Source organism: Curtobacterium sp. MCSS17_008, assembly GCF_003234185.1.
GTDB lineage: Bacteria > Actinomycetota > Actinomycetes > Actinomycetales > Microbacteriaceae > Curtobacterium.
The window spans coordinates 571061-597289 of sequence record NZ_QKSM01000001.1; the positions used below are offsets into that span (position 1 = coordinate 571061).

General features: G+C 72.1%; 19 protein-coding genes and 1 other RNA gene. 10 read left to right on the forward strand and 10 right to left on the reverse strand.

The window, feature by feature from the left end:
• Nucleotides 1-70: 70 nt before the first annotated feature.
• Nucleotides 71-1510, reverse strand: coding sequence for a GuaB1 family IMP dehydrogenase-related protein (locus DEJ23_RS02615; RefSeq protein ID WP_111238665.1), 1440 nt, complete (start codon nucleotides 1508-1510; stop codon nucleotides 71-73).
• Between the two features lie 243 nt (nucleotides 1511-1753).
• On the opposite strand from DEJ23_RS02615, the gene DEJ23_RS02620 reads away from it, so the two are divergent.
• The gene (locus DEJ23_RS02620; RefSeq protein WP_181429068.1) at nucleotides 1754-5494 is read left to right on the forward strand and encodes a multifunctional oxoglutarate decarboxylase/oxoglutarate dehydrogenase thiamine pyrophosphate-binding subunit/dihydrolipoyllysine-residue succinyltransferase subunit; all 3741 of its coding nucleotides are present in this window, start codon (nucleotides 1754-1756) and stop codon (nucleotides 5492-5494) included.
• 183 nt (nucleotides 5495-5677) lie between these two features.
• Here the strand turns inward: DEJ23_RS02620 and DEJ23_RS02625 are convergent, their stop codons facing one another.
• From DEJ23_RS02625 to DEJ23_RS02635, 3 genes are read right to left on the reverse strand one after another with little or no spacing between them, the layout of a single operon-like run.
• Nucleotides 5678-6118, reverse strand: a complete 441-nt coding sequence (locus DEJ23_RS02625) for a GNAT family N-acetyltransferase (protein WP_111238666.1) — start codon at nucleotides 6116-6118, stop codon at nucleotides 5678-5680.
• Between the two features lie 52 nt (nucleotides 6119-6170).
• Nucleotides 6171-6413, reverse strand: coding sequence for a zf-HC2 domain-containing protein (locus DEJ23_RS02630; RefSeq protein WP_111226241.1), 243 nt, complete (start codon nucleotides 6411-6413; stop codon nucleotides 6171-6173).
• Nucleotides 6410-7204 carry a sigma-70 family RNA polymerase sigma factor gene (locus tag DEJ23_RS02635; protein WP_111238667.1) on the reverse strand — a complete coding sequence of 265 codons (795 nt, stop codon included), beginning with the start codon at nucleotides 7202-7204 and terminating at the stop codon, nucleotides 6410-6412. The genes DEJ23_RS02630 and DEJ23_RS02635 overlap by 4 nt, the downstream gene beginning before the upstream one ends.
• A gap of 120 nt (nucleotides 7205-7324) precedes the next feature.
• Here DEJ23_RS02635 and aroA point away from each other — a divergent pair, with 120 nt between their 5' ends.
• From aroA to DEJ23_RS02655, 4 genes are read left to right on the forward strand one after another with little or no spacing between them, the layout of a single operon-like run.
• On the forward strand, nucleotides 7325-8713 hold the full coding sequence (gene aroA, locus DEJ23_RS02640) for a 3-phosphoshikimate 1-carboxyvinyltransferase (protein ID WP_111238668.1): 1389 nt from the start codon (nucleotides 7325-7327) through the stop codon (nucleotides 8711-8713).
• Complete coding sequence (gene rsgA, locus DEJ23_RS02645) at nucleotides 8710-9768, forward strand: ribosome small subunit-dependent GTPase A (RefSeq protein ID WP_111238669.1); 1059 nt, start codon at nucleotides 8710-8712, stop codon at nucleotides 9766-9768. The genes aroA and rsgA overlap by 4 nt, the downstream gene beginning before the upstream one ends.
• A 45-nt stretch (nucleotides 9769-9813) precedes the next feature.
• Complete coding sequence (locus DEJ23_RS02650) at nucleotides 9814-10953, forward strand: hypothetical protein (protein ID WP_146240172.1); 1140 nt, start codon at nucleotides 9814-9816, stop codon at nucleotides 10951-10953.
• A gap of 18 nt (nucleotides 10954-10971) precedes the next feature.
• Complete coding sequence (locus DEJ23_RS02655; protein WP_181429069.1) at nucleotides 10972-11754, forward strand: inositol monophosphatase family protein; 783 nt, start codon at nucleotides 10972-10974, stop codon at nucleotides 11752-11754.
• Here the strand turns inward: DEJ23_RS02655 and DEJ23_RS02660 are convergent.
• On the reverse strand, nucleotides 11741-13237 hold the full coding sequence (locus DEJ23_RS02660; RefSeq protein WP_111238672.1) for an MFS transporter: 1497 nt from the start codon (nucleotides 13235-13237) through the stop codon (nucleotides 11741-11743). The two genes, DEJ23_RS02655 and DEJ23_RS02660, sit on opposite strands and share 14 nt — an antisense overlap.
• A gap of 507 nt (nucleotides 13238-13744) precedes the next feature.
• Here DEJ23_RS02660 and DEJ23_RS02665 point away from each other — a divergent pair.
• The 5 genes from DEJ23_RS02665 (at nucleotide 13745) to DEJ23_RS02685 (ending at nucleotide 22373) form a co-directional block, all read left to right on the forward strand.
• A complete protein-coding gene (locus DEJ23_RS02665) occupies nucleotides 13745-16471 on the forward strand; it encodes a LuxR family transcriptional regulator (protein WP_111238673.1) in 2727 nt (908 codons plus the stop codon).
• A gap of 404 nt (nucleotides 16472-16875) precedes the next feature.
• Nucleotides 16876-18735: a glutamine--fructose-6-phosphate transaminase (isomerizing) gene (gene glmS, locus DEJ23_RS02670; protein ID WP_111238674.1), complete on the forward strand. Its 1860-nt coding sequence runs from the start codon at nucleotides 16876-16878 to the stop codon at nucleotides 18733-18735.
• Between the two features lie 125 nt (nucleotides 18736-18860).
• The gene (locus DEJ23_RS02675) at nucleotides 18861-19574 is read left to right on the forward strand and encodes a M50 family metallopeptidase (protein WP_111238675.1); all 714 of its coding nucleotides are present in this window, start codon (nucleotides 18861-18863) and stop codon (nucleotides 19572-19574) included.
• An 88-nt stretch (nucleotides 19575-19662) separates the two neighbouring features.
• Nucleotides 19663-21066: an O-acetylhomoserine aminocarboxypropyltransferase/cysteine synthase family protein gene (locus DEJ23_RS02680; RefSeq protein ID WP_111238676.1), complete on the forward strand. Its 1404-nt coding sequence runs from the start codon at nucleotides 19663-19665 to the stop codon at nucleotides 21064-21066.
• Nucleotides 21067-21068: 2 nt separating this feature from the next.
• Complete coding sequence (locus tag DEJ23_RS02685; protein WP_111238677.1) at nucleotides 21069-22373, forward strand: LLM class flavin-dependent oxidoreductase; 1305 nt, start codon at nucleotides 21069-21071, stop codon at nucleotides 22371-22373.
• Nucleotides 22374-22399: 26 nt separating this feature from the next.
• Here DEJ23_RS02685 and DEJ23_RS15585 read toward each other — a convergent pair whose 3' ends face one another.
• From DEJ23_RS15585 to ftsE, 5 genes are all read right to left on the reverse strand, one after another.
• Entirely contained in the window at nucleotides 22400-23260 is an 861-nt protein-coding gene (locus DEJ23_RS15585) for a hypothetical protein (protein WP_181429070.1), read from the reverse strand.
• Between the two features lie 171 nt (nucleotides 23261-23431).
• Nucleotides 23432-23808, reverse strand: a transfer-messenger RNA (tmRNA) gene (ssrA, locus tag DEJ23_RS02695).
• Between the two features lie 119 nt (nucleotides 23809-23927).
• On the reverse strand, nucleotides 23928-24404 hold the full coding sequence (smpB, locus tag DEJ23_RS02700; RefSeq protein ID WP_111238678.1) for an SsrA-binding protein SmpB: 477 nt from the start codon (nucleotides 24402-24404) through the stop codon (nucleotides 23928-23930).
• A 117-nt stretch (nucleotides 24405-24521) separates the two neighbouring features.
• A complete protein-coding gene (gene ftsX, locus DEJ23_RS02705) occupies nucleotides 24522-25436 on the reverse strand; it encodes a permease-like cell division protein FtsX (protein WP_111238679.1) in 915 nt (304 codons plus the stop codon).
• Entirely contained in the window at nucleotides 25433-26191 is a 759-nt protein-coding gene (ftsE, locus tag DEJ23_RS02710; RefSeq protein WP_111238680.1) for a cell division ATP-binding protein FtsE, read from the reverse strand. The genes ftsX and ftsE overlap by 4 nt, the downstream gene beginning before the upstream one ends.
• Between the last annotated feature and the right edge of the window lie 38 nt (nucleotides 26192-26229).

A 26229-nucleotide genomic window follows, 5' to 3' on the forward strand; every position in this document is an offset into this window, starting at 1 on the left:
GGAGGCGCGGTGCCGGCTGGCACCGCGCCTCCCGTCCGTCGTTGGTCGCCGCCCGCGAAGGGCCGGCGCGCTACCAGCTGACGGGCAGCGGCTTGCCCTCCTCGTACCCGGCGGCCGACTGGATGCCGACCAGCGCCCGCTCGGAGAACTCGGCGAGCGAGGACGCGCCCGCGTACGTCGCCGAGCTGCGGATGCCGGTGGTGATCATGTCGAGCAGGTCCTCGACGCTGGGACGCTCGGGGTCGAGGTAGATCGTCGACGACGAGATTCCCTCGGCGAAGAGCGCCTTGCGGGCCCGCTCGTACGGGTCGAGCCGCTCGAAGCGCTCCCGGACGGCCTTGGCGGACGCCATCCCCCAGCTCTCCTTGTACGCCTTTCCCGCGGCGTCGCGACGGAGCACCCCGGGCGCCTCGAGGGTGCCGGCGAACCACGAACCGATCATCACGCTCGACGCGCCGGCGGCCAGCGCCAGCGCGACGTCACGCGGGTAGCGGACGCCACCGTCGGCCCAGACGTGCGCACCGAGGGACCGGGCCGCCGCCGCGGTCTCGAGCACGGCGGAGAACTGCGGGCGGCCGACGGCCGTCATCATGCGGGTGGTGCACATCGCGCCGGGACCGACACCGACCTTGATGATCGAGGCACCGGCGTCGACGAGGTGCGCGACGGCGTCGGCGGTCACGACGTTGCCCGCGACGATCGGCAACCCGAGGCCGAGCGACGACACGGCGCGGAGCGCGCGGAGCATGCCCTCCTGGTGGCCGTGAGCGGTGTCGAGGACCAGCACGTCCACCCCGGCGGCGGCCAGGGCCTCGGCCTTCGCGGCGACGTCGCCGTTGATGCCGACGGCCGCGGCGACCCGGAGGCGGCCGTTCCCGTCGACCGCGGGCGTGTAGATGTCGGAGCGGATCGCGCTCGTCTGACTCGTGGTGCCGACGACCTTGCCGTGCCGCACCACCGGCGCGAAGTCCACCTCGGCCGCGGTGAGCACGTCGTACACGTGACGCGGGGTGCCGGCGTCGTCCGCGTCGATCGCGGTGGAGGGACCGTGCAACAGGTCGCCGAGCGTGGCGTCCGTGCCTGCGGTGCCCAGCCGCGCGGCCGGCACGCAGCCGAGGTACTCCCCCGCCGCGTCCCGCACGACCACGCCGCGGCCGGCGACCGGCAGGAGCTGCTCGAGCGCCTCGGACACCGTGGTGTCGGCGCGCATGTCGTAGGCCGTGTCGAAGTCGACCGGCTGCTCCTTGACCCAGCGGATCGCGGCGTCGAGGTCCTGCAGGTGCATGTCCTGCGGCAGCACGCCGAGGCCGCCACGGCGGGCGAGGGTCGCGGCCAGGCGCGGGCCGGTCACCGAGTTCATGTTCGCGCTGACGATGGGGATGGTCGCGCCCGTGCCGTCGTTGGTGGCGAGGTCCACGTCGAAGCGGCTCGTCACCCCGGAGCGGCTCGGCACGAGGAAGACGTCGGAGTAGGTCAGGTCGTGCGTCGGCCGCGTCTCGTAGAACCTCATGGGTCTCACTGTACGGCCCCGCAGTGACACCGACGCCCGCGCGGACCCGCGGATCTGGACGACGGCTGTCGCCCGGTCGGCGGGCCCGCTCCCGACACGCGCGACCGCGGACGGGAGGCGCGGCTCGCGTCGGACGGTCACCGAACGGTCGGCGCGGAACGGTTAGGCTTGCGGGCAGTGCGGAGCAGGGTTGCCCCGTACGACACACACGAGCATCTATCGACGGAGAGTGGGCGATCGGCTGTGTCGAGCCATCTGACGGGTACGGACGAGACCGCGGGGGAATTCGGGGCGAACGAGTGGCTCGTCGACGAGCTGTACGAGCAGTTCGTCGCCGACAAGGACTCCGTCGACAAGTCGTGGTGGCCCGTGCTCGAGAGCTACCACCGCTCGCAGGGCGCCGGTGCCGCTGGTGACGCCGGCCCGACGGGCGCGGTCCCGGCACCGCAGGGGCAGTCCTCCACGCAGCAGCCCGCGACCGGGGACGCGCCGGCCGAGGCGAAGCCCGGCACCCCGATCCAGGCGAAGACCACCTCGCGTCAGCCCACGCCGCAGCCGATCCCGGCCGAGGCGAACGACCAGGCCGACGACCACGAGGAGACCCACGAGGACGTGGCGACCCCGCTGCGCGGCATGGCGAAGACCCTCGCGTCGAACATGGACGCCTCGCTCACCGTGCCGACGGCCACGAGCGTCCGGACCATCCCCGCGAAGCTGATGATCGACAACCGCATCGTCATCAACAACCACCTGCGTCGCGCCCGCGGCGGCAAGATCTCCTTCACGCACCTGATCGGGTGGGCGATGGTGCAGGCGCTGCAGGAGTTCCCGAGCCAGAACGTCTTCTACGAGGAGCGTGACGGCAAGCCCTTCGTGGTCGAGCCGGCGCACGTGAACCTCGGCATCGCGATCGACGTCCCGAAGAAGGACGGCACCCGCTCGCTCCTCGTGCCGATCATCAAGCGCGCCGAAGCACTGACGTTCGGCCAGTTCCTCTCCGCCTACGAGGACCTGGTCAAGCGCGCCCGCGACAACAAGCTCACCCCGGCGGACTTCCAGGGCACCACGATCTCGCTGACCAACCCGGGCGGCATCGGCACCGTCCACTCGGTCCCGCGCCTGACCAAGGGCCAGGGGTCGATCATCGGCGCCGGTGCGCTCGAGTACCCGGCGCAGTTCCAGGGCTCGGCCACGAAGACGCTGGTCGAGCTCGGCGTCGGCAAGACCATCACGCTCACGAGCACCTACGACCACCGCGTCATCCAGGGCGCCGGGTCGGGCGAGTACCTGAAGAAGGTGCACGAGCGCCTGATCGGCGAGCACGGCTTCTACGAGGGCATCTTCGCCGCGCTGCGCATCCCCTACAAGCCGATCCAGTGGGCGAACGACATCAACGTCGACCTCGCGCACCGCGTCAACAAGACGTCGCGTGTGCAGGAGCTCATCAACAGCTTCCGGGTCCGTGGCCACCTCATGGCCGACATCGACCCGCTCGAGTACCGGCAGCGCACCCACCCCGACCTCGAGATCGAGAACCACGGGCTGACGTTCTGGGACCTCGACCGCGAGTTCGTCACCGGCGGCCTGGCCGGCACCACGACCGCTCCCCTGCGCGACGTGCTGGGCATCCTCCGCGACGCCTACTGCCGCACGGTGGGCGTCGAGTACATGCACATCCAGGACCCGGAGCAGCGGCGCTGGGTGCAGGCGCGCATCGAGGTCCCGTACTCGAAGCCGTCGAAGGAGGAGCAGCTCCGCGTCCTCGGCAAGCTCAACGAGGCCGAGGCCTTCGAGACCTTCCTGCAGACGAAGTACGTGGGCCAGAAGCGCTTCTCGCTCGAGGGCGGCGAGTCGACCATCGCGTTCCTCGACACCCTGATCCAGCAGGCTTCGGTCGCGGGACTCGACGAGGTCGCGATCGGCATGGCCCACCGCGGTCGCCTCAACGTCCTGACGAACATCGCCGGCAAGACCTACGGGCAGATCTTCCGCGAGTTCGAAGGCTCCTCGCTCCCCGGCGCCGTCTCGGGTCAGGGCTCGGGCGACGTGAAGTACCACGTCGGCACCGAGGGCGTGTTCCGCGCGTCCGACGGTTCGAGCATCCCGGTGACCATCGCCGCGAACCCGTCGCACCTCGAGGCCGTCGACGGCGTGCTCGAGGGCATCGTCCGCGCCAAGCAGGACCGCACCCCGCCCGGCACCTTCGGCGTGCTGCCGGTGCTCGTGCACGGCGACGCCGCGATGGCCGGTCAGGGCGTCGTGGTCGAGACGCTGCAGATGTCGCAGCTCCGCGGCTACCGCACGGGCGGCACCGTCCACCTCGTCATCAACAACCAGGTCGGCTTCACCACGCTGCCGGAGTCGGCGCGCAGCTCGGTGTACTCGACCGACGTCGCGAAGACGATCCAGGCGCCGATCTTCCACGTCAACGGGGACGACCCCGAGGCCGTGGCCCGTGTCGCCGAGCTCGCCTTCGCGTACCGCGAGGAGTTCCACCGCGACGTCGTGATCGACCTGGTCTGCTACCGCCGCCGCGGTCACAACGAGGGCGACGACCCGTCGATGACCCAGCCGCTCATGTACAACCTCATCGAGGCCAAACGCTCCGTCCGCACCTTGTACACCGAGGCCCTGGTCGGTCGCGGCGACATCACGCAGGAGGAGTACGACGAGGCACACCGCGACTTCCAGGACCGTCTCGAGCGCGCCTTCGCCGAGACGCACGAGGCGCAGACCGGCACCATGCCGGTCATCACGGGCGACGACGACGGTGCCGTGGACGGTCTCGAGCGACCGAGCGCCCAACGGGACGACGCCGAGGTCGACGTGCACGAGACCGCGATCTCCGAGGAACTCGTCCGGGCCATCGGCGACGCCCACAGCAACCCGCCGGCTGGCTTCTCGATCCACCCGAAGCTCCAGCAGCTGCTGACGAAGCGCACCGAGATGACCCGGTCGGGCGGCATCGACTGGGCGATGGCGGAACTCATGGCCATCGGTTCGGTCCTGGTCGAGGGCAAGCCGGTCCGGCTCGCCGGACAGGACGCGCGGCGTGGCACCTTCGTGCAGCGCCAGGCCGTCTTCCACGACCGGGTGAACGGCCAGGAGTGGCTGCCGCTGGCGAACCTCGCCGAGGACCAGGCGCGCTTCACGATCTACGACTCGCTCCTCAGCGAGTACGCGGCGATGGCGTTCGAGTACGGTTACTCGGTCGAGCGACCGGAGGCACTGGTGCTCTGGGAGGCGCAGTTCGGCGACTTCGCGAACGGCGCGCAGACCGTGATCGACGAGTTCATCTCGTCGGCCGAACAGAAGTGGGGCCAGCGCTCCGGTCTGGTGCTGCTGCTCCCGCACGGCTACGAGGGCCAGGGCCCGGACCACTCCTCGGCGCGCATCGAGCGGTACCTGCAGCTCTGCGCCGAGGACAACATGATCGTCGCGCGTCCGTCGACGCCGGCGTCGTGGTTCCACCTGCTCCGTCGGCAGGCGTGGGCGCGCCCGCAGAAGCCGCTCGTCGTCTTCACCCCGAAGGCGATGCTCCGCCTGCGCCAGGCCACCAGCCCGGTCACGGCGTTCACGAACGGCGCCTTCCACGAGGTGCTCGACGACGACCGCGTGGCCGACAAGGGTGCCGTGCGCCGCGTCGTGCTGCACTCGGGCAAGGTGCACCACGACCTGCGTGCCGAGCTCGACAAGTCCGGCGCGACCGACGTCGCCCTCGTCCGACTGGAGCAGCTCGCGCCGCTCCCCCTCGACCAGCTCCTGCAGGTGCTCGCCGGCTACCCGCATGCCGAGGTCGTGTGGGCACAGGAGGAGCCCGAGAACCAGGGCGCCTGGCCGTTCGTCTGCATGAACCTGTCGCCGCACCTCGACGGCCGTCCGCTCTCCGTGGCTGCTCGTCCCGCGAGTGCCGCGCCGGCGACGGGCTCGTCGAAGCGCTCCGCCCAGGAGGCCGCGGACGTGATCCGCAAGGCGCTCGGCTGACCCCACGCAGGGCCACCCGTTCCAGCAGGACGCGCAAGAAACCGGTGTTCACCGGTCGGACACCCGAACGACGGTGTTCGACACGGGAACACCGGTGTTCTGCGACCAGAGCGGGGCCGAGCGGGGCGCGAGCGGACCGGGGCGAGCGGGCTGGCCGGGGCGTGGAGGCCAGCGCGCCGCGCGTCACTTGAGCTTCGTGTAGCGGACTCCGGCCTCGTGGTAGCCGCGCTTCTGGTAGAAGCGGTGCGCGGTGTCCGTCGCGGCGGCGGACACGGCGCTGAGCCGGTGCGCTCCCTGTTCCACAGCCCACGTCTCGAAGACGTCGATGAGCGCGGAACCGGTGCCGTGCCTCCTGGCCGACGGGTCGACCACCAGCAGGAGGAGCTGCGCGGTGGGCTCGTCGCTGGCGTACGACCACGTGACCTGCGCGCCCGCCACCGCGACCGCCCGGCCGTCCTCGCCGCGGACGAGCCACGTGCGGTGCCCCGCCTCGGGCACGAGCCGCTCGAGCCGCGCGCGCATGGCGGGCTCGTCCACGACGTGTCCGAGCAGGCGGACGAGGGCGGTGACGTCGGCGACGTCCGCGTCGGACCAGGCGGTGATCGACTCGGCGGTGAGGGTCATGGGGTGACCCTACCCAGCGCAGGTGACGTGTGACGACCACCCGCGGTGGCGCCTAGTGCGTCGCCTGCTCCACCCGGATGCGCGCCAGGATCTCCGTGCGGAGCTGCTCGGGAGCGGTCTCCCTGCACGCGCGCTTGACCGTCTCCATGAGCACGACGCCCACGCGGTGCTCGCTCGTGCAGTCCTCGCAGGTCTCCATGTGCTCGCGGATGTCCGCGGCGTCCTCACGGCAGAGCTCGTCGTGGAGGAACTCCTCGAGCTCGGCCTTCGCCTTCGAGCAGTCGCAGCCGCTCATCGTGCGTCCTTCCCGTCGGTGCGACCACCGGCCGCAGTCGTCTTCCGGCCCCGTCCGCGCATCGTCGCCGTCGACGCTGCGTCCGGGACGATGCCGGTCTCGCGTGCGTGGTCCGCCAGGAGTCCGCGGAGGAGCCGGCGACCACGGTGGAGCCGGCTCATGACCGTCCCCACGGGGGTCTTCATGATGTCGGCGATCTCCTGGTAGGAGAACCCCTCGACGTCCGCGAAGTACACGGCCATGCGGAAGTCCTCGGGGATCGACTGCAGCGCGTCCTTCACGGCGGAGGACGGCAGGTGGTCGATCGCGTCGGCCTCGGCGGAGCGCGCGGAGACGGACTGGGTGACGCTCTCGGCGCCGCCGAGCTGCCAGTCCTCGAGCTCGTCGATCGTGCCCTGGTACGGGTTCCGCTGGTTCTTGCGGTACGTGTTGATGAACGTGTTCGTGAGGATCCGGTAGAGCCAGGCCTTCAGGTTCGTGCCCTGGCGGAACTGCCGGAACGCGGCGTACGCCTTGACGAAGGTCTCCTGCACCAGGTCGGACGCGTCCGCCGGGTTGCGGGTCATGCGCATCGCGGCGCCGTAGAGCTGGTCCATGAACGGGAGCGCCTGCTCCTCGAACAGGGACCGCAGCTCGCCCTCGGACACGGTCTTCTCGTCCGCGGGCTCCGGCTCGTCGCCGGCCCCGTCCTCGGCGTCCAGCGCGGCGGCCTCGTCGGACACCGCGTCGAGCTGCGCCTCGGTCTCCTCGACCAGGTCGTGCGGTGCTGCCTGCGGTTCGTCGGTCGTCATCAGGGACGAGTCTAGGCCGAGCCCGATCGTCGTCCGCACGGGCGGCAGTGCCGTCCGCGACCGTTCGAGTGTCGCTGTCGCCAATGGTCCTCCCGCTGCGTTCAGTACCCTGGTGAACCGATGGCCGAGTCGATGCATTCCCACCGCCCCGATCCCTGGATCGCGCCCCTCGCCCGCGGACCCCTGCGCGGCGACGTCGCCCTGCCCGGCTCGAAGTCGCTGACCAACCGGGAGCTCGTGCTCGCCGCCCTGGCGGACGGCCCGTCGACGATCCGGCTCCCCCTGCACTCGCGTGACTCGGCGCTCATGGTCGCGGCGCTCCGCCAGCTCGGCGTCGGCATCGAGGAGGTCGACCCGGGCGCCGGCGAGCAGCCGAACCCCTACGGCCCCGACCTCCGCATCACCCCGGCCCCCATGCACGGCGACGTCGCCGTCGACTGTGGGCTCGCCGGGACGGTCATGCGCTTCCTGCCGCCGCTCGCCGCCCTCGCCACCGGGCCGGTCACCGTCGACGGCGACCCGTACGCGCGGAAGCGCCCGATGGGGGCGATCATCCGCGCGCTCGCCGACCTCGGGGTCGACGTCACCGACGACGGCGACGGCGCGATGCCCTTCTCGTTCAGCGGGACGGGCTCGGTCCGCGGCGGGACCCTGTCGATCGACGCGTCCGCCTCGTCCCAGTTCGTCTCCGGCCTGCTCCTGTCGGCACCCCGCTTCGACGAGGGCCTGCACCTGACGCACGTCGGCGAGCGGCTGCCGAGCCTGCCGCACATCGACATGACCGTCGAGGCGCTGCGTGCCCGCGGTGTCCGCGTGGACCAGCCGGCGGTCGGCGAGTGGGTCGTGCACCCCGGGCCGATCGCGGCGCGCGACGTCACGATCGAGCCCGACCTGTCGAACGCCGCCCCCTTCGCGGCGGCCGCGCTGGTCGCGGGCGGTACCGTGCGGATCCACACCTGGCCGGTGGAGACCACGCAGGTGGGCGCCGACCTCGAGACGCTCCTGCCCCTGTGGGGCGCGACGGTCACGCGCGACGGCGACGACCTCGTCGTCGACGGCGGCGTCGGGGTGGCCGGTGGGGCCTCCCTGCCGGGTGTCACGCTCGACCTGAGCCGCGGCGGCGAGCTCGCGCCGGCGCTCGTCGCGCTGTCGGCCCTGGCCGACGGCCCGAGCGAGATCACGGGCATCGGGCACCTGCGGGGCCACGAGACGGACCGGCTCGCCGCGCTCGCGGCGGACGTGAACCGGTCGGGAGGCTCGGTGCAGGAACTCGACGACGGCCTGCGGATCACGCCCGCGCCCTTGCACGGCGGAGGCTGGGCCGCCTACGACGACCACCGGATGGCGACCGCGGGCGCCCTGGTGGGCCTCGTCGTCGACGGCGTCGCCGTCGACGACATCGGCTGCACCGCGAAGACACTGCCCCAGTTCCCCGAGCTGTGGGCGGACCTCGTGGCGACCGGTACGGATCCTCGTGACGGCCGTCGTGACGGGAGCGTGACGCCGTGAGCTGGTGGGACGACGTCGACGGCGACGACACCGACGAGGACGAGCCGTACGGGCAGTACGAGTCGAAGGTGCGGATCCGGCCGAACCCGAAGGGCAACCGGCCCCGGACGAAGACCCGTCCGAGCTACGACGACGCCCCGACCGGGTGGGTGACGAACGTCGACCGCGGACGCTTCGGCGTGCTGGTGTCGGCGGGGCAGGACGACGAACGCGTCATCACCGCCACGAAGGCCCGGGAGCTCGGCAAGAAGTCCGTCGTGACCGGTGACCACGTGTCGCTCGCCGGCGACGTCTCGGGCGACGCCGGCTCGCTCGCGCGCATCGTCAAGGTCGCGGAGCGCTCGACCCTGCTGCGACGGAGCGCCGACGACAGCGACGAGGTCGAGCGCGTGATCGTCGCGAACGCGGACCAGATGCTGGTCGTCGTCGCGGCGGCGGACCCCGAACCACGCCCGCGGCTCATCGACCGGTACCTCGTCGCCGCGTTCGACGCCGGACTCGACCCCGTGCTCTGCATCACGAAGACCGACCTGGCCGACCCGGCACCGTTCCTGGCGCACTTCGCCTGCCTGGACCTGCGGATCGTCACGAGCCGGTCGGACGACGTGCCGTTCGACGCCCTGCACGAGGTGCTCGACGACAAGGTGACCGTCACGGTCGGGCACTCCGGCGTCGGGAAGTCGACGCTCGTGAACGCCATCACGGGCTCGACCCGTGCCACCGGCGTCGTGAACGCGGTGACGGGTCGTGGGCGGCACACCTCGTCGTCCTCGATCGCGCTGCGCGTCCGTGACGGCGGGTGGATCATCGACACCCCCGGCGTCCGGTCGTTCGGGCTCGGCCACGTCCAGCCCGAGAACGTCTTCCGGGCGTTCGCCGCGCACGCCGTACCCGTGCGCGAGCCCGCCGACGGCATCCCGCTGTCGCAGGCGCACGACTGGGAGATCGTCGACCGGGTGCACGACGGAGAGCTCGGTCCGACCGGCGTCGAGCGGCTCGACTCCTTCCGCGCCCTGCTCACCGGCATGGGTGCGGACGACCCCGGCGCGGAGTGAAGCCGGGCGCGCTGCACCGTCACGACGGGTGTACCGTGGCTGCTCGTGCCTGAAGTTGCAAAAGACAACACCGCCCGAGTCGAGCAGGATCACCACGCCGGACACGCCGCGGCCCGCCCGCACCGGGAGCTCCCCCGACCGGCGATCGCGGCGGTCGTGCGCCCCGAGCACCTCGGACGGTCGCTGCGGTCCTTCGGGTCGCACATCCTCGTGCCGCTGTTCCTCGCGGTCGGGATGAGCCTGGCGTACCTCGGCGCCTTCCACGCCCCCACGCCGCACGAGCTCCCGGTGGGCGTCGTCGGCCAGGGACCGACCGTGCAGGTCTTCGCCCAGACGGTGACCGACGAGTCGGACGGCAAGCTCGTGGCGCACGTCGTCGGCACGACCTCCGAGGCCGAGCGACGGGTCCGCGACCGGGAGCTCGCCGCGGTCTACGCGCCGGGCACCGACGGCGCCACGCTCTACGTCTCGACCGCCGCGAGCGAGACCACCGCGACCGCCGCGGAGAAGGTCTTCCTGCCGATCGCCTTCGCGCAGCACCTGCCCTTCACCGTCTCGGACGTCGTGCCCACCGGCAGCGAGGACCCCACCGGCCAGGGCCTGTTCTTCCTGCTCGTCGGGCTGAGCGTCGGCGGCTACGCGTCGGCCATCGCGGTCGCCGCGTCCGCCGCGAAGCTCCGGGCACTCTGGACGGTCGTCGTCGGTGCCGTCACCGCCGGTGTCGTCGCCGGCATCGGCATCCTGGTCGCCGGGCCGCTGTACGGCGTCATCCCGGACCACCGGTGGCAGGTCTTCCTGTTCGCCTGGCTCTACGACGCGGTCATCGTGGCCCTCGGCGTCGGCCTGCACCCGCTGCTCGGCCGGTGGACCACCCCGATCCTGACGATGCTCTTCGTGATGCTCAACTTCACGAGCTCCGGCGGGATCTTCCAGCCGTCGTTCCAGCCCGGCTTCTTCGCCGCGCTCAACACGTTCTGGAGCGGTGCCGCCTGGCTCGGTGCCGCGCAGGACCTCGTGTACTTCCCCGGAGCACCACTGACCCGGTCGGTGGTCGTGCTCGTGCTGTGGCTGGTCGTCGCGGTGCTGCTCGGCGTCCTCGTGCACGGGCTCGCGGCACGCCGGACCCGCATCGCCCGCGAGCGTGCGGTCTCGCGCTACGAGGAGGAGCAGGTCGTCGCGGCCTAGGGCGCTACCCTGACCTCCGTGGACCTCAGCGCCGACCTGGACTTCGCCCGCTCCCTCGCCGACACCGCCGACGCGATCAGCCTCGAGCGGTTCCGCGCCGCCGACCTGCACGTGACGACGAAGGCCGACAGCACGCACGTGACCGACGCCGACCAGGCGGTCGAGCGTGCACTGCGCGAGCGCCTGGCTGCCGAGCGGCCCGACGACGCGTTCCTGGGCGAGGAGACCACGGCCGACACCGGCGCCGACGCCCTGAGCGAGGGACACCGCCAGTGGGTGGTCGACCCGATCGACGGCACCGCGAACTACCTCCGGGGCGTCCCGGTCTGGGCCACCCTCATCGCGCTCGCGGTCGACGGTCGCCCGGTGCTCGGCGTCGTCAGCGCGCCCGCGCTCGGCAAGCGCTGGTGGGCCGCGGAGGGCCTGGGGGCGCACTCCACCGACGGACCGCTGCGGGTGTCCGGCGTCGCCGCGCTCTCGGACGCCAGCCTCAGCTACAACAGCATCCAGCAGTGGGACGAGGACGACCGGCTGGACGCCCTCGTCACGCTCTCCCGCAAGGTCTGGCGCACCCGGGCCTACGGGGACATGTGGTCCTACATGCTCGTCGCCGAGGGCGTCCTCGACGTCGCCGGCGAGCCCGACCTCAAGCCGTGGGACATCGCCGCGCTGGTGCCCATCGTCGAGGAGGCCGGTGGCCGGTTCACCTCGCTCGACGGCGACCCGGGCCCCTGGCACGGGAGCGCCCTCGCGACGAACGGGCTCGTGCACGACGCCGTGGTCGACGTCATTCGGCGCTGACGTCCGCACCGGCCGTCCGACGCGCGGCGCGTCGTCGCACGACCAGGTCGGAGACCGCCAGGGCGAGGGCGAGGGCCATCAGCGACACCGTGAACGTCGTGCCGCTGCGGAACGCGTCGTGGTACGCGTCGAGCCGGCCGCCCGCCCCGGACCCAGCCGCCTCCGACCGGACGATGCCGTAGAAGATGCTCGTCGCCACGGCGGTACCGATCGCCGTCCCGACGCGCTGGCCGAGCTGCTGCATCGACCCGGCGACGCCGGACTGCTCGACCGGGACCTCGGCGAGCGTCAGCGTCTGGTTCGGCGAGACGACGAAGCCGCCGCCGAGACCCCCGACCAGGAACGCGCCGGCCATGGCCCACGGCGTGACCTCCGGCGGCGTGAGGACGGCGGCGAGCATGAGCAGCACGAAGCCGACGACCACCCCGCCGAGGCCGACCACCACGAGCGAGCGGCCGAAACGATCGACGATCCGGCCACCGACGTAGGAGCCGACGGCGCTCGTCGCCGCGAAGGGGATGCTGACCATGCCGGCGAAGAGCGGTTCGAGGCCGAGGCCCTCCTGCAGGTACAGCGTCACCATGAGGAACGAGGCCGGCAGCGCCGCGAAGTAGACCGCGACGATCGACAGCCCGTTGCGGTACGACGACAGCCGGAACAGCTCGAAGTGCACCACCGGTGACCTCCCGCTGCGCCGGTACCGGTTCTCCCACCACACGAAGAGCACCAGGAACGCGGCCGACGCGAGGAGCCAGAGCCACCGCGCCCCGGAACCACCCGAACCCGTCGTGAGCACGAACGGCAGCATGAGCGTGACGATCGCCGCGCCGAGCAGCAGGATGCCGACGACGTCGAGCTCCCGGTCCACGGCCCGCCCCTGCACCCCCTTCGGCAACAGCTTCACGGCGAAGACGAGTGCCGCCACACCCAGCGGCACGTTCATCCAGAACAGCAGGCGCCAGCCGGACGCCTCGCCGCCGATGGCGATGAGGCCGCCGCCGATCGTCGGTCCGAGCGCTGTGGAGATGCCGATCATCGCGCCGAAGAGCCCGAACGCCCGGCCGCGCTCCGGGCCGCGGAACAGCTGCTGCACCAGACCGATCACCTGCGGCATCTGGGTGCCGGCGGCGAGGCCCTGCACGATCCGCGTCACGATGAGCACCTCGATGGTCGGCGCCAGCGCGCAGAGCAGGCTCGACACCGTGAACGCGACGAGCCCGACGATGAAGAGCGCCCGACGGCTCTTCAGGTCGCCGAGCCGACCGGCGGGCACCAGAGCGAGACCGAAGGCGAGCGCGTAGCCGGCGACGATGAGCTGGAGCGACGAACTCGACGCGCCGAGCGACCGCTCGATGGACGGCAGGCCGACGTTGACCTTCGACAGGTCGAGGATGGTCAGGGCCGCCACCGCCACGCAGACCGCGAAGGCGCGCCACTTGGTGCGATCGTCGATGCTGGTCGGGGGCGTCTCGTGAGTGGACATCTCCTCAGTTGTTACACCGCGGCCGGAGGATCGTTGTACCCCGCTTGTCCCCTGAACGCGCCGCCGGTCGTCCGTGAGGACTCCTCGACAGGGTACGGACCCCCCGGACTGGGGACACCGGGGGTGGACATACCACTGACGACCCCTCCGACCCGTCCGGTGGACGGGTTATGTTCAACGGGCGGCAGGTCAGACGTCGCCCGGGTTCCGAACACTCCGGGCAGCGTCCGCTCCGTCGTGACTTTCGTCCGAAAAACCCTGACCCGAGGGGTGGTCCAGACGATGACCTCATCGTTCCCAGGCGGAACCGAGTGCACCCTCACTCGTCGTCCGCGTCATCTCACCGACAGCTCCGGCGCGCGCTCCGTCGCCGCCTCGCGTCCGTTCGCCGCCACGGTCACCCGCCGTGCTGACGACCGGACCCCGTTCGCCGCCACGGTCACCCGCCGTGCCGCAGCGCGCACTCCCTCCGCAGCATCCGTCCCCGGACCCGGAGGCCGGTGAGTCATGGCACTCACCGGTCGCCGTCTCGAGGTCGACCGGATCGCGACCCTCGCCGTGCTCCCTCGTGAGTGCGCGATGGTCGTCGTCGGCGACCCTGGTTCCGGGCGCAGCAGCGTCCTCGACGCGGTCGCCGACCGCGTCTCCCTCCCCGTCGTGCGGGTCGGTGTCAACGGGAGCGAGTCCCGCTGGCCCCTGGCCGGCGTGACCTCCCTGTTCACCGCGCTCGACGACCCCCGTGCGACCGCCCACATCGCCCACCTGCTGCAGGCCGGCGGCGCGAGCAGCGGACTCGCAGCGGCGCACGACTTCCTCGAGGCCGTGCAGACCCTGACCCTGCCGCCGACGGTGGTCCTCATCGACGACCTCGACCGCATGGACGCGGAGAGCCAGGAGCTCATCGCGTTCCTCGCCGGTCGACTCGCCGGGACGGCCCTCCGCCTGGTCGCGACGGTCCGCTCGGTGCCGTCCGACGGCCCGCTCGCGGCGTTGCCGGTGCTCCGGCTCGAACCGCTCGCGGCGGACGAGGCGCTCGCCCTCGCCCGGGGGATGGCGCCCGAGGGTGCGAACGACGGCGTCCTCGCGATCCTCGCCGACGCGACGGGCGGCAACCCGGGCGCGCTCCGCGAGCAGTTCGACGCGCTCACCCACGCGCAGCTCACCGGTGCCGAGCCGCTCGTGCTGCCGCTGCGTCCCACGGCGACCTCCGAGGCCCTCGCCGCCCTCACGCTCGGCGGCATCGACGGCGGTGGCGGGACGGCCGCCGCCGCCGACGCCTCCGACGCAGGACGTGATCTGGACGTCCTCGCACGCCTCGCCCTCGTCCCGGTGGCGAGGACGGTCGGCTGGGACCGCGACGCCGTCGACGACCTCGCCGATGCCGGCGTCGTGGTCGTGCGCGGCCAGACCGTCGCGGTCCGCGATCCGCTGCTCCGGTCCGCGCTGTACTGGCGCACGTCCGCGAGGACCCGTCGGGCTCTGCACGCCGAACTCGCCGCGTCGAGTGCGGCGTGCGATCCCCGCGCCGCCGCCTGGCACCGGAGCTTCGTCGACGACGTCCCCGACGTCGTCGCGCTGCTCGAGGCCGCCGCCGGGTACGTCGCCGACGGGGCACCGTACGCCGCGGTCGCCCTGGCCGAGCGTGCCCTGCACGTCGGCTCCGGCGACGAGGACGAGCGTGCCGCACTGCTCGCCGTCACCGAGGCGCTCTTCGCCCGACGGATGCTCGGCCTCGCGGCGCGGTACCTCACGGCCATGCGGCCGTTCCGCCGGCAGCCCGACGAGGTCCGGCGGCTCCGGGTGCTGTACTCCGTGCAGTACCTGCGCGGCGAGACCGTCCACGCCGACGAGCTCCTCGTCCACGTGGCTGCGGAGGCACCCGAAGCCCCCGCGACCGCTGGACTCCTGGCGATGGTGGCGAGCTTCCGCGCGGAGACGTGGGATCTCGACCAGGCCCGCGATCTCCTCGCACGTGTGGACCAGCTCGGACCGGCCCTCTCCCCCCACACCGCCGAGATCGCCGGCGCCGTGCAGTGCCTCGTCGCCGCGGTCGACGGTGCCCTGCCGCCGGACACCGAGCTGTACGACGGTCTCTCCTCCGTGCGCCTCCTCGCGATGTCGGACCCCGCGTTGCTGCTCGTCGCCCACGCGCTGAGCATCGCCGAGCGGTACCGCAGCGCCCGGCGGCTCTTCGCGCTCGTCGTCGCACGGAGTCAGGAGACCGAGGCGGTGTGGGCCGAGGGCGCACGCTACCTGTCCGCCGAGAACGAGCTCCGCTCCGGCAACTTCCGGCAGGCCCTCCGCGCGGTCGACGCCTGGGAGGCCGGGAGCGCGCTGTCCGCGCAGCGGCTCCGCGAACCCTCGCGTGCGGTGGCCGTCGCCTGGCGCCACTTCGCCGAGGGACGCTCGCACGATGCGCTCGCGGTCGTGGACCGCTGCCTGGCGCTGCGCTCGACGGCGCTGCTCTGGGGCACCACCGCACAACTCCACGCCCTGCGCGGCCGCGTGCTGTTGCTGGACGGGCGCGTCGAGGAGGCCGTGGTGGCGCTCGAGGCCGCGGACGCCGTCGGTCGCCCGTTGCGGAACCCGACGGTGCTCCGACACCTCGGCGACCTGGTCGAGGGCTACGTCTGCCTCGGCCGGCTCGACGACGCACGCGCCACGGCGGCACGGCTCGCGGCCGACCACCACGCACGACCGTCCCGCTGGGGCGCGCTCGTGCTGGCCAGGAGCCTGGCGCTCGTCGCCGACGACACCACCCGCGAGGCCGCCAGGCGCCGTGCGCTCGAGCTGTTCCAACCGCACGACTCGCAGTACGAGCGGGCTCGCACCTTCGCAGCGCTCGCGGCCGTCGGCACCGAGGCGGAGCGGCCCCGGCTCGGTGCTGCGGCTGCCGCGGCGTACGAGGCGGCCGGACTCCGGCGCCCGCTCGCCGCGCCGGCCCCGGCGGCCGTCCTGCCCGCCTTCGGCGTGCCGACGTCGCGCCGCGCCGGTCCGGTGCTGTCCGCGCCGGTCCCCGGTACGCCGCCCAGCGCGCCGGACGCCTCCGCGGTGCTCACGTCCCTGACCGCCGAGGAGCGCGCCGTCGTGCAGAAGGTGACCGAGGGGTACCGCAACCGCGAGATCGCCTCGTCGCTGTTCATGTCGCAGCGGACGGTGGAGCTGCGGCTGACGCAGATCTACCGCAAGGTCGGTGCGCGCTCACGCTCCCACCTGGTGGCGCTGCTCACCTGAGCGCGCCCGACGTGGGCGATCGACGGACGGGAGGCCCGGTACCAGCTGGTACCGGGCCTCCCGTCCGTCAGCCCCGTCGACGCGACGCGGGCGCCTTGCGGGAGTCCGCACCGTGCCGCGCCGCGTCGCACCGCACGCGCGGTGAACCGCAAGAGCGGGCGTGCGGTGTTGTCCCGGCGACGGTGCCGGGTGAGGCTTCTCGTGCACCGACCGCCGTGCCCTCCCCGGAGGGCCAGCCCGCACCCCGACGTCCGGTACCCGAACCGCCGACCGCCCCGCCCGTCCCCGCCTGATCCGTGGACGGAGCGCCGATCGACGGCCCCGGACACGCGGCAGACCCGACGGCGGTCGGTGCCGCTCCCGGACCTCCCCCACGGTCTGGTCCCCCACCGAACGGACACCAGATGTGCGGCATCATCGCGGCCCGCGTCACCGACGACGCGACCCCCTTCCTGCTCGGCGGCCTCGAACGGCTGGAGTACCGGGGGTACGACTCGGTCGGCCTCGCCGTGCGCACCGCCGCGGGGCGGAACGCGACCATCCGCTCCGTGTCGCGCGTCGGTGACCTGCGTGCCCTCGTCGCCGCACGAGCCGCCACGGCGCCGGCGTCGGACGCGTCCACCGGCGTCGGGATCGGCCACACCCGCTGGGCGACGCGCGGCGCCGTGCGCGAGGAGAACGCGCACCCGCACGCCGACTGCACCGGGCGGATCAGCGTCGTGCACAACGGGATCGTCGAGAACGCCGACCGGCTCCGCGCGACACTCGAGGGCCAGGGGCACGTCTTCCGCTCGGAGGTCGACTCCGAGGTGATCGGTCACCTGGTCGAGCGAGCGCTCCGCGTCGACCCGGACCTCCTGCTCGCGGTCCAGATCGCGACCGCGCAGCTCGAGGGGGCCTGGGCCGTCGTGGTGCTGGACGCCCGCGACGGCCGCATGGTCGCCGCCGCCGACCGGTCACCGCTCGTCGTCGCCCGCTCCGCCCGTGGGGACTTCGTGGCGAGCGACGTGGGCGCGATCGCCGAGTGGTGCGAGACCTTCGTGCCGCTGCGAGACGGTGACGTGGTGGAGCTCGGTGAGGCGTGGAGCTGGTCGTCCGGGGGCGTCGCCGTCCCCGTGCCGTTCCCGACGGCGTCGCCGTTCGCGCCCGCGGCGCTCGAGCTCGGCGACCACCCGGACCACATGGCGAAGGAGATCGACGAGCAGCCCGCCGTCGTCGCCGAGGTGCTCGACCGGGTCCGCCACCGGACGTCCGACGGGAGCACCTGGACCGGGCTCGGCCTCCCCGCGTTCGACCGCCTCGCCGTCGTCGCGTGCGGCACCTCGCTGCACGCGGGACAGGTCATCGCGAGCACCGTCCGCGCGCTCGGTGCCGTGCCGACCGACATCGTCGTCGCGAGCGAGGTCGAGCACGTCGTGCTCGGTCCGGGGACCCTCGTCGTCGCGATCAGCCAGTCGGGCGAGACCGCCGACGTCCTCCGTGCCCTCGACCGGCTCGACGCACGACACCCGGTACTCGCACTGACGGACAACGTGCACTCGTCGCTCGCCCGCCGCGCCGACGCGGTGCTCGAGTGCCACGCCGGTCCCGAGGTGGGCGTGGCCGCGACGAAGACCTTCACCGCGCAGGTGGTGGTCGGTGTCACCACGGTCGTGTCCGCCCTCGTCGCGTCCGGTCGTCTCGAGCCGACGCGGGCGGCGGCGCTCGTCGACGCGCTCTCCGAGCTGCCCGAGCGGCTGGCCCGGGCGGCTGCCGTCGCCGCGGACCGCGTGCCGCTCCTCGCCGCCACGGTGCGCGACGCTCCCGGGTTCCTGTTCCTCGGGCGCGGACCGGGCCTGCCGTACGCCGCCGAGGGCGCCCTCAAGCTCACGGAGCTCAGCTCCCGCTGGGCAGAGGCGTACCCGGCCGGTGAGCTCAAGCACGGCCCGCTCGCACTCGTCGACGACGGCACCCCGGTCGTCGTCGTCGACCACGGCGACCCCCGCCTGCAGTCCGCGGTCGCCGAGGTCCGCGCACGCGGTGGGTTCGTCGTGACGATCGGCGGCGAGGGCTCCGACCTGCCCGCCATCGCCCGGCGGGCCGAGGCCACCGACCTGGCGTGGGGTCGGGCGGTCGCCCCGTGGGGCCCGATCGAGGCCGTCGTGCCGCTGCAGATGCTCGCCAGGGAACTCGCGCTCCAGCTCGGGTGCGACGTCGACAAGCCCCGCAACCTCGCGAAGTCGGTGACGGTCGAGGAGCCAGGCACGCCCACGTCGACCGGCTGACGGCGTTCCTCGCTGCCCTGACAGGGCTCGCCATCGTCCCGACCGTCGTCGTGGGCACGACCACCTGACGCGTACCGCGCGCCCGCCCTCAGACCGCTCTTGGGGTCTGCTGCGATCCTGGTGTCTTGACCACCGCAGCCCCGCCCCTCGTGTTCGTCGCCGTCCTGGTCGGCGCCGTCCTGCCGTTCGTGCCGCTGCTCGGCCGCGTCGCCCGCATCGCCGCGACCATCGTGCACGAGGTCGGCCACTGCGTCGTCGTCGTGCCGTTCGGCGGCCGCATCGACCGGATCGACCTGCACCCGGACGGCTCGGGCGAGGCATGGGTGCGACTCGGCCGGGTCCCCGGCGGGATCCGGTGGCTCGTCCGGATCCTCAACCTCTTCGCCGGCTACAGCGCACCGCTGTGGGCCGGCGTCCTGCTCGTCACCGGAGTGCTGCACGGGTCGAGGTGGCTGCCGGTCGCGGTGCTGGCCGTGGTCGGACTCGTCGCGCTCGCGTTCGTGCGGAACTGGTTCGGTCTGCTGGTCGTGGTCGGCTTCGACGCGCTGGCGCTCTGGGTGGCGCTCCGCCCGTCGGAGGCCACCGTGCTCGTCGTCGCCGCGGTGGGTGCCGCGTTCGTCGTCGACGGCGTGCGCTCCCTCGTGCACGTCGCACGCTGGCTCCTGACCGGCGCCCGGGTGCAGACCGACTTCCACATCGCAGCCGCCGAGATGCGCGTGCCGGCGGTGCTCTGGTTCGTCCTGTTCCTGGTCGTGAACGGCGTGGTGGTGTGGCTCGCCCGCGAGCCGCTGCTCGCGACGTGGGACACCGTCGCCGCCGGCGTGCGCGCGCTGGTCTGAGCCGCTGCCGTAACCCGACGCCGCAAAGTGCCGCCGACGTGTCCGGCCTGCGAGAGTACCCGCACGACCGAGGACACCAGGAGGGCCCATGTCGGACGACGGCCACGGCTTCGCCACGGAACAGGTGCACGGCGGGTTCCTGCCCGACACCGCGCACGGCGCACGCGTGCCCGCGATCCACATGTCCTCCGGCTTCCTCTTCGACGACTTCGACCAGGCCCGCGACCGCTTCGCCGGGACCGACGACGGCTACACGTACACCCGGCTCGGCAACCCGACCAGCGCCGATGTCGAGCGCCGGGTCGCCCTGCTCGAGCGGAGCCCCGAGGCGATCCTCGTCGGCAGCGGCCAGGCCGCGGTGACCGTCGCGCTCCTCGGGCTGCTGCAGGCGGGCGACCACGTGGTGAGCGCCCGGAGCATCTACGAGGGCACGAAGGGCCTGCTCCTGCAGAACCTGGCACGACTCGGCATCGAGGTCGACTTCGTCGCCGACCAGCGCGACCTCGACGAGTGGGCCCGGGCGGTGCGACCGAACACGAAGGCGTTCTTCGCCGAGACGATCCCGAACCCGAAGAACGACGTGCTCGACATCACCGGCGTCGCCGACACCGCACACCGTGCCGGGGTACCACTCGTCGTGGACAACACCCTGGCGACGCCGTACCTGGTCCGGCCGGTCGAGCACGGCGCCGACATCGTGGTGCACTCCGCCTCGAAGTTCCTCTCCGGACACGGGGCGGGGCTCGGCGGACTGGTCGTCGACGGCGGTCGGTTCGACTGGGCACGGAACCCCGAGCGGTTCGGTCACCTGACCGCTCCCGATCGGGCGCTCGGTGGGCAGAGCTACGTCGAGCGCTACGGCAGCCGGGCCTTCGTGGTGTACGCGCGGGACGTCGTCGCCTCCCGGATCGGCCCGGCACCGTCGCCGTTCAACGCCTTCCTGCTCCGCCAGGGCATCGAGACCCTGTCGCTGCGGGTGGAACGCCACACCGCGAACGCGCTGGCCGTCGCGTCGTTCCTCGAGCAGCAGCCGGAGGTGACGAGCGTCGACCACGCGGGTCTCGCCTCCAGTCCGTACCACGACCTCGCACGGCGCTACCTGCCCCGCGGCGCCGGATCCGTGTTCGCCTTCACGCTCGCCGGCGGCGAGCCGGCCGCGCGCGCCTTCGTCGACGGGGTCGCGCTCTTCAGCCGGATGACCCACCTGGGCGACGTCCGTTCCCTCGTGCTGCACCCCGCGACCACGACCCACGCCGGCCGCACCGCGGCCGAACGGCAGGAGCTCGGCATCGACGACGGTCTCGTCCGGCTGTCCGTCGGAATCGAGGACGTCGCGGACCTGCTCGCCGACCTCGAGCGCGGCCTGGCGGCGGTGCGGGCCATCACCGGTCGCGGCACGGCCGGACGGGAGGCCCGACCCGCCCCCGCCCCGACGCTCGCCGCCCTCGCGCACACCGTCCCGCAGGGGCACGTCGTGGCCGAGGAGGTCTGACGATGGGTGACCTGCAGCACTTCGGCTACTTCTTCTCGCGGGGCTTCGGTCCGCAGGCCTGGGGTCGCCCGGACTGGGACTGGGGCCACGACTGGACGAAGCCGGACCTGTACCAGCAGTCCGTCCGCGCGCTCGAGCAGGCCGGCATGGACCTGGTGATCGCCGAGGACGCCATCTCGCTCGGCAACCCCGCGACACTCGACCTGCGCATCCGACAGGCGTACGGCGGACCGAAGCACGACCCGCTGCTCCTCGCGCCGTACCTGTTCGCCGCCACACGGCACATCGGCATCGCCCCGACGGTGAACGCCGGCATCACGCCCCCGTACCTGGCCGCCCGACAGGCGGCCACGCTCGCGCACCTGTCGTCGGACCGGTTCGGGCTCAACGTCGTCACCGACACCGGGAGTGCCCGCCACGTCGGGGCCGTGCCGCTGCCGCACGACGCCGCGTACGACCGGGCCGAGGAGTGGATCACGCTGCTCCGGCGGCTGTGGCACTCGTGGGGCGACGGGTACGTCGGGGACCCGTCCGACTGGCACTTCGCCGACGGGGACGCCCTCGACGCATTCCACCACGAGGGCGCCTCCTTCACCGTCGACGGCCCGCTCAACGCCCTGCCGCTCGGCACCGACCCGGTCGTGGTCTCCCCCGGCGGCTCGGGTCGCGGACTCGGTTTCGCCGGCACCCACTCGGACGTGCAGCTGGCGCTGGCGCCCCTGACGGCCGCCGCGGTGCGGGAGTACCGCGCCCGGGTCCACACGGCCGCCGCCGACGCCGGTCGCAGCGCCGACGACCTCCGGGTGCTCTTCGTGCTGAAACCCGTGGTGGTGTCGTCGGCGGCCGAGGCCGACCGGCTCGTCGCGGCGTCACGGCACCCGTCGGACGACGACCTCCGCGCCGCAGCGGTGGCGTGGTCGAGCGATTCCGAGACAGACCTGCTCGCGCTCGACCTCGACGCGCCGATCCCGGAGGGTACGTTCGGCGAGCACGTGTCGGCGGGCACGATCCGCGGACTCGTCGGGGACACACCCGATGCACCGCTCCGCGAGCTCCTGGCGCGGAAGGCCCGGCTCGGGCGGATCAGTGCGCACCAGGGGTTCGTCGGGACGGCCGAGGAGTTCGCGGACTTCGCCGAGGAGCTCGGCGCCGATGCCGACAACGACGGGTTCATCCTGTCCGGCGACCTGCACCCGGCGCAGGTGTACCGGATGACGGGCGACCTCGTCCCGGCCCTGCGTCGTCGCGGGCTGCTGCGTCGGGAGTACGGCGACGGGGGCCTGCGCGCGAACCTGTTCGACTTCTGAGCCGGCGACGGCTCCGCGGCCTCGCCCTACTGCTTCTTCTTGGCCTGCTTCTTGTCGGACTTCTTCTTGTCGGACTTCTTCTTGTCCGACTTCTTCTTGTCGGACTTGTCGTCCGACTTCTTCTTGTCGGACTTCTTCTTGTCGGACTTCTTGTCCGACTTCTTCTTGTCGGACTTCTTCTTGTGGGACTTCTTGTCCGACTTCTTCTCGTCCTGCTCCTGCTCGTCGCGGTCCGCACCGTCGTCCTGAGCGTCGTCCGCCTGCGCAGCACGCACGCCGGCGGGTGCGAGACCGTCGACCGGCTCGACGACGACGGCCGCGCCGGTGTCCGCGAGCACGTCGACCTGCTGCTCCTCGACCACGGACGCCAGGGCATCCTCGACCCGCTCCACCACGAGCTCCGCCCCGTCCTCGGCGAGCCGCAGCAGCGCCTGGGCAGCGCGCACCCGTGTGGTGGTCTTCCGAGCGAGCACGTCGGCCCGGGCTCCCTCGAGGAACCCGCGGAGTGCTCGCTCGACGGTCGACCGGCCCCGGGGTGCCGATCGGTCCAGGCGGTCGAGCTCTCCCGCGATGCCCGCGGTGTCGTCCTCGACCCGCTCGTCCCGGACCGACGCGACCAGCGCGGCGACGGCAGCCGCGGCGCGCTCCACCGCTGCCGAGCGCTGGTCGAGCACGACGAGCATCTCGAAGACGTTGCCGTACGACACCGTCTCGAGGCGCACCGGCTCGGCGCCACGACCGCGGAGGACGAGCCGCGACTCGGGGGTGGGCAGCCAGGCGACCACCGCGGCGACGGTCGCCACGGACCCGACGATCCGCTCGTACTCCGCCAGTCCCAGACGGTCCTGCTCTCGCAGACGGACTCGGATCGCGATCTCCTGCACCACGCGTGGACCTCTCGTTCGGGATCGACGCGGGCCTGCCCCACGCCTGACCCGGACAGTAGTCCTCGGTACCCGCGGGAACAGCGAACGCCCCGCCGACGTCCAGGGGACGGCGACGGGGCGTTCAGGAGGCGATCTCGGTGATCAGCGTGACAGCGGCCCGACGTCCGGCGATGGTGGAGATGGGGGGAATCGAACCCCCGTCCATCGCTGCAATTCGACGTCTTCTACGGGCGTATCCGGATGATGCGTTCTGCTCGGCCCCGTCCTTTGCTACCGGCTTCTCGGACGACGGGCCCAGTCTCAGTGCAAGTCCCGCACGGCCCTGAGGCGCAACCGTGCAGCAAGTCCTCTGGATGACGCCGGGATCAGGTTAGGGGACGGTCACCTGGCCGACGGACTTCATGTGCTGGGCTGCTTACGCAGCGAGAGCGAAGTCAGTGCGCTTGGAATTGGCACTTGTTGTTTTCCACGGATCGTTCACGAGATGACCGTGGGTCCTCGGCCCGCTTCCCGTCGGCACACAGGCAATGTCGAAACCGATCATCCCCGTACGGGCCGGAACGTGCGAACCGCTGTCACGCTGTTGAGTTGCCAATGCTCCTGGTGGGGAGCAGTACCCCAGCCTAGCGGGGTCGGCTGGACGATGCCAGCACCGTTCGCCCTGGGCTCACTCGCCGAGGCGGTTGCGGGAGCGCATGGCACGCTCGGCCTCGCGCTTGTCGGTCTTCTCGCGCAGAGCCTGGCGCTTGTCGAACTCACGCTTGCCCTTCGCGACCGCGATCTCGACCTTGGCGCGGCCGTCGTGGAAGTAGATCTGGAGCGGGACGAGGGTGTACCCGCCCTGCGCCGTCTTGTGCGAGATCTTGACGATCTGCTGCTTGTGCAGGAGGAGCTTGCGCTTCCGTCGGGGCGCGTGGTTGTTCCACGTCCCCTCGGTGTACTCGGGGATGTGCACGGCGTCCAGCCAGGCCTCGCCTGCGTCGATGAACGCGTACCCGTCGACGAGCGACGCGCGCCCCTCGCGGAGGGACTTCACCTCGGTACCCGAGAGCACCATGCCCGCCTCGTAGGTGTCCTCGATCAGGTAGTCGTGGCGCGCTCGACGGTTGGTCGCCACGATCTTCTCGCCGCGTTCCTTCGCCATGGAGACTCCCTTCGGTTCCCGGGGCGACCCGGGTGCTGCTGCGCAGCCCTACAGCCTAGTGAACACGACGACCGCGGCGCACCTTCCCGGCGCGCCGCGGTCGTGGGGTCGTGGCCGTCAGACCCGCAGGTACCGGCGGATCGCGATGAGCGCGGACACCCCGGCCAGGAGCACGCCGATGACGATCACCGCAGGCACGACGACCGCCGCGTCCCCCATCCCGATGAACGCCGTCCCCGAGAACCGCTGCGCCAGGTAGTTGCGGACGAAGAACCAGACGACGGCCACGATCGCACCGCCGGCCAGGACCGCGCCGATGGCCGCGGCGATCACGCCCTCGAGCACGAAGGGGGTCTGGATGAACCGGTTCGACGCGCCGACCAGCCGCATGATCCCGAGCTCGCGCCGGCGACTGAACGCCGACAACCGGATGGTGGTCGCGATGAGCAGCACGGCGGCCACGAGCATGAGCGACGCGATCCCGATCGCCGTGTACGACGACGCGTTGAGCAGGTTGAAGATCGGCTGCAGGTACCCGCGCTGGTCGACCACGCTCTGCACGCCGGCGACCTTCGACAGGCTCTCGACGAGCACGTCCGCCTGCGACGGGTTCTTCAGGTTCACCCAGAAGGTCTCGTTGAGGTACTCGGGCTTCACGAACTCGGTGGCCGGCGAGTCCTTGAACTGCTGCTTGAACCGGTCGTACGCCTGGTCCTGGTCCTCGTAGTAGGTCTTCTCGATGTACGGATCGAGCGTGGAGGACTCGAGCTGTGCCTGCACCTGCTCGCGCTGGTCCTCCGTGGCCTTCGCGCCGGTGCAGTTGCCCGTGGTGTCGGTGTCGGTGCAGAGGTAGACCGCGACCTGCGCCCGGTCGTACCAGTAGCCCTTCATCTGGTTGATCTGCATCTGCAGCAGGATCGCGGTGCCGACGAAGGTCAGCGAGATGAAGGTGACCAGCACGACGGACACGACCATCGACACGTTGCGGCGTAGGCCCGAGGCGACCTCGGACATGACGAGCCCGAGCCTCATCGGATGAGCCCCGGGATGGTCTGGATGCCGGTGGTGTTCGAGACGCCGGACCCGCGCTGGATCGGCAGCGCCTGCGTCTGGTACCCGCCGGACTGCTCGTCGCGCAGCACCGTGCCGTTCGAGAGCTCGATGACCCGGCGCTGCATCTGGTTCACGATGCTGGCGTCGTGCGTCGCCATCAGCACGGTGGTGCCTCCCTGGTTGATGCGTTCGAGGAGCGCCATGATGCCCGCCGAGGTCGTCGGGTCGAGGTTCCCGGTGGGCTCGTCCGCCAGCAGGATCGCGGGCTTGTTGACGACGGCACGGGCGATGGCCACGCGCTGCTGCTCACCACCGGAGAGCTCGTGCGGCATGCGGGTGGCCTTGCCGGCCAGGCCGACGAGCTTCAGCACGTCGGTGACGGCCTCGCTGATGAACCCCTTGCTCTTGCCGATCACCTGCAGCGAGAACGCGACGTTGTCGAACACGTTCTTGTTCGGCAGGAGCCGGAAGTCCTGGAACACCACACCGAGGTTGCGGCGGAAGTACGGGACCTTGCGCGACGACAGGGCGCCCAGGCGCTGCCCGAGCACGTGGATCTGCCCGCGGGAGGGCTTCTCCTCCTTGAGGACGAGGCGCAGGAAGCTCGACTTGCCGGAGCCGGACGCGCCGACGAGGAAGACGAACTCGCCCTTGAGGATCTCGAGGGAGACGTCGTCGAGCGCAGGACTCGGGTTGCCCGAGTAGACCTTGGTGACCTGGTCGAATTTGATCATGACCGGATCAGGGTAGGTCCGGCCGGCCGGAAGTCAAC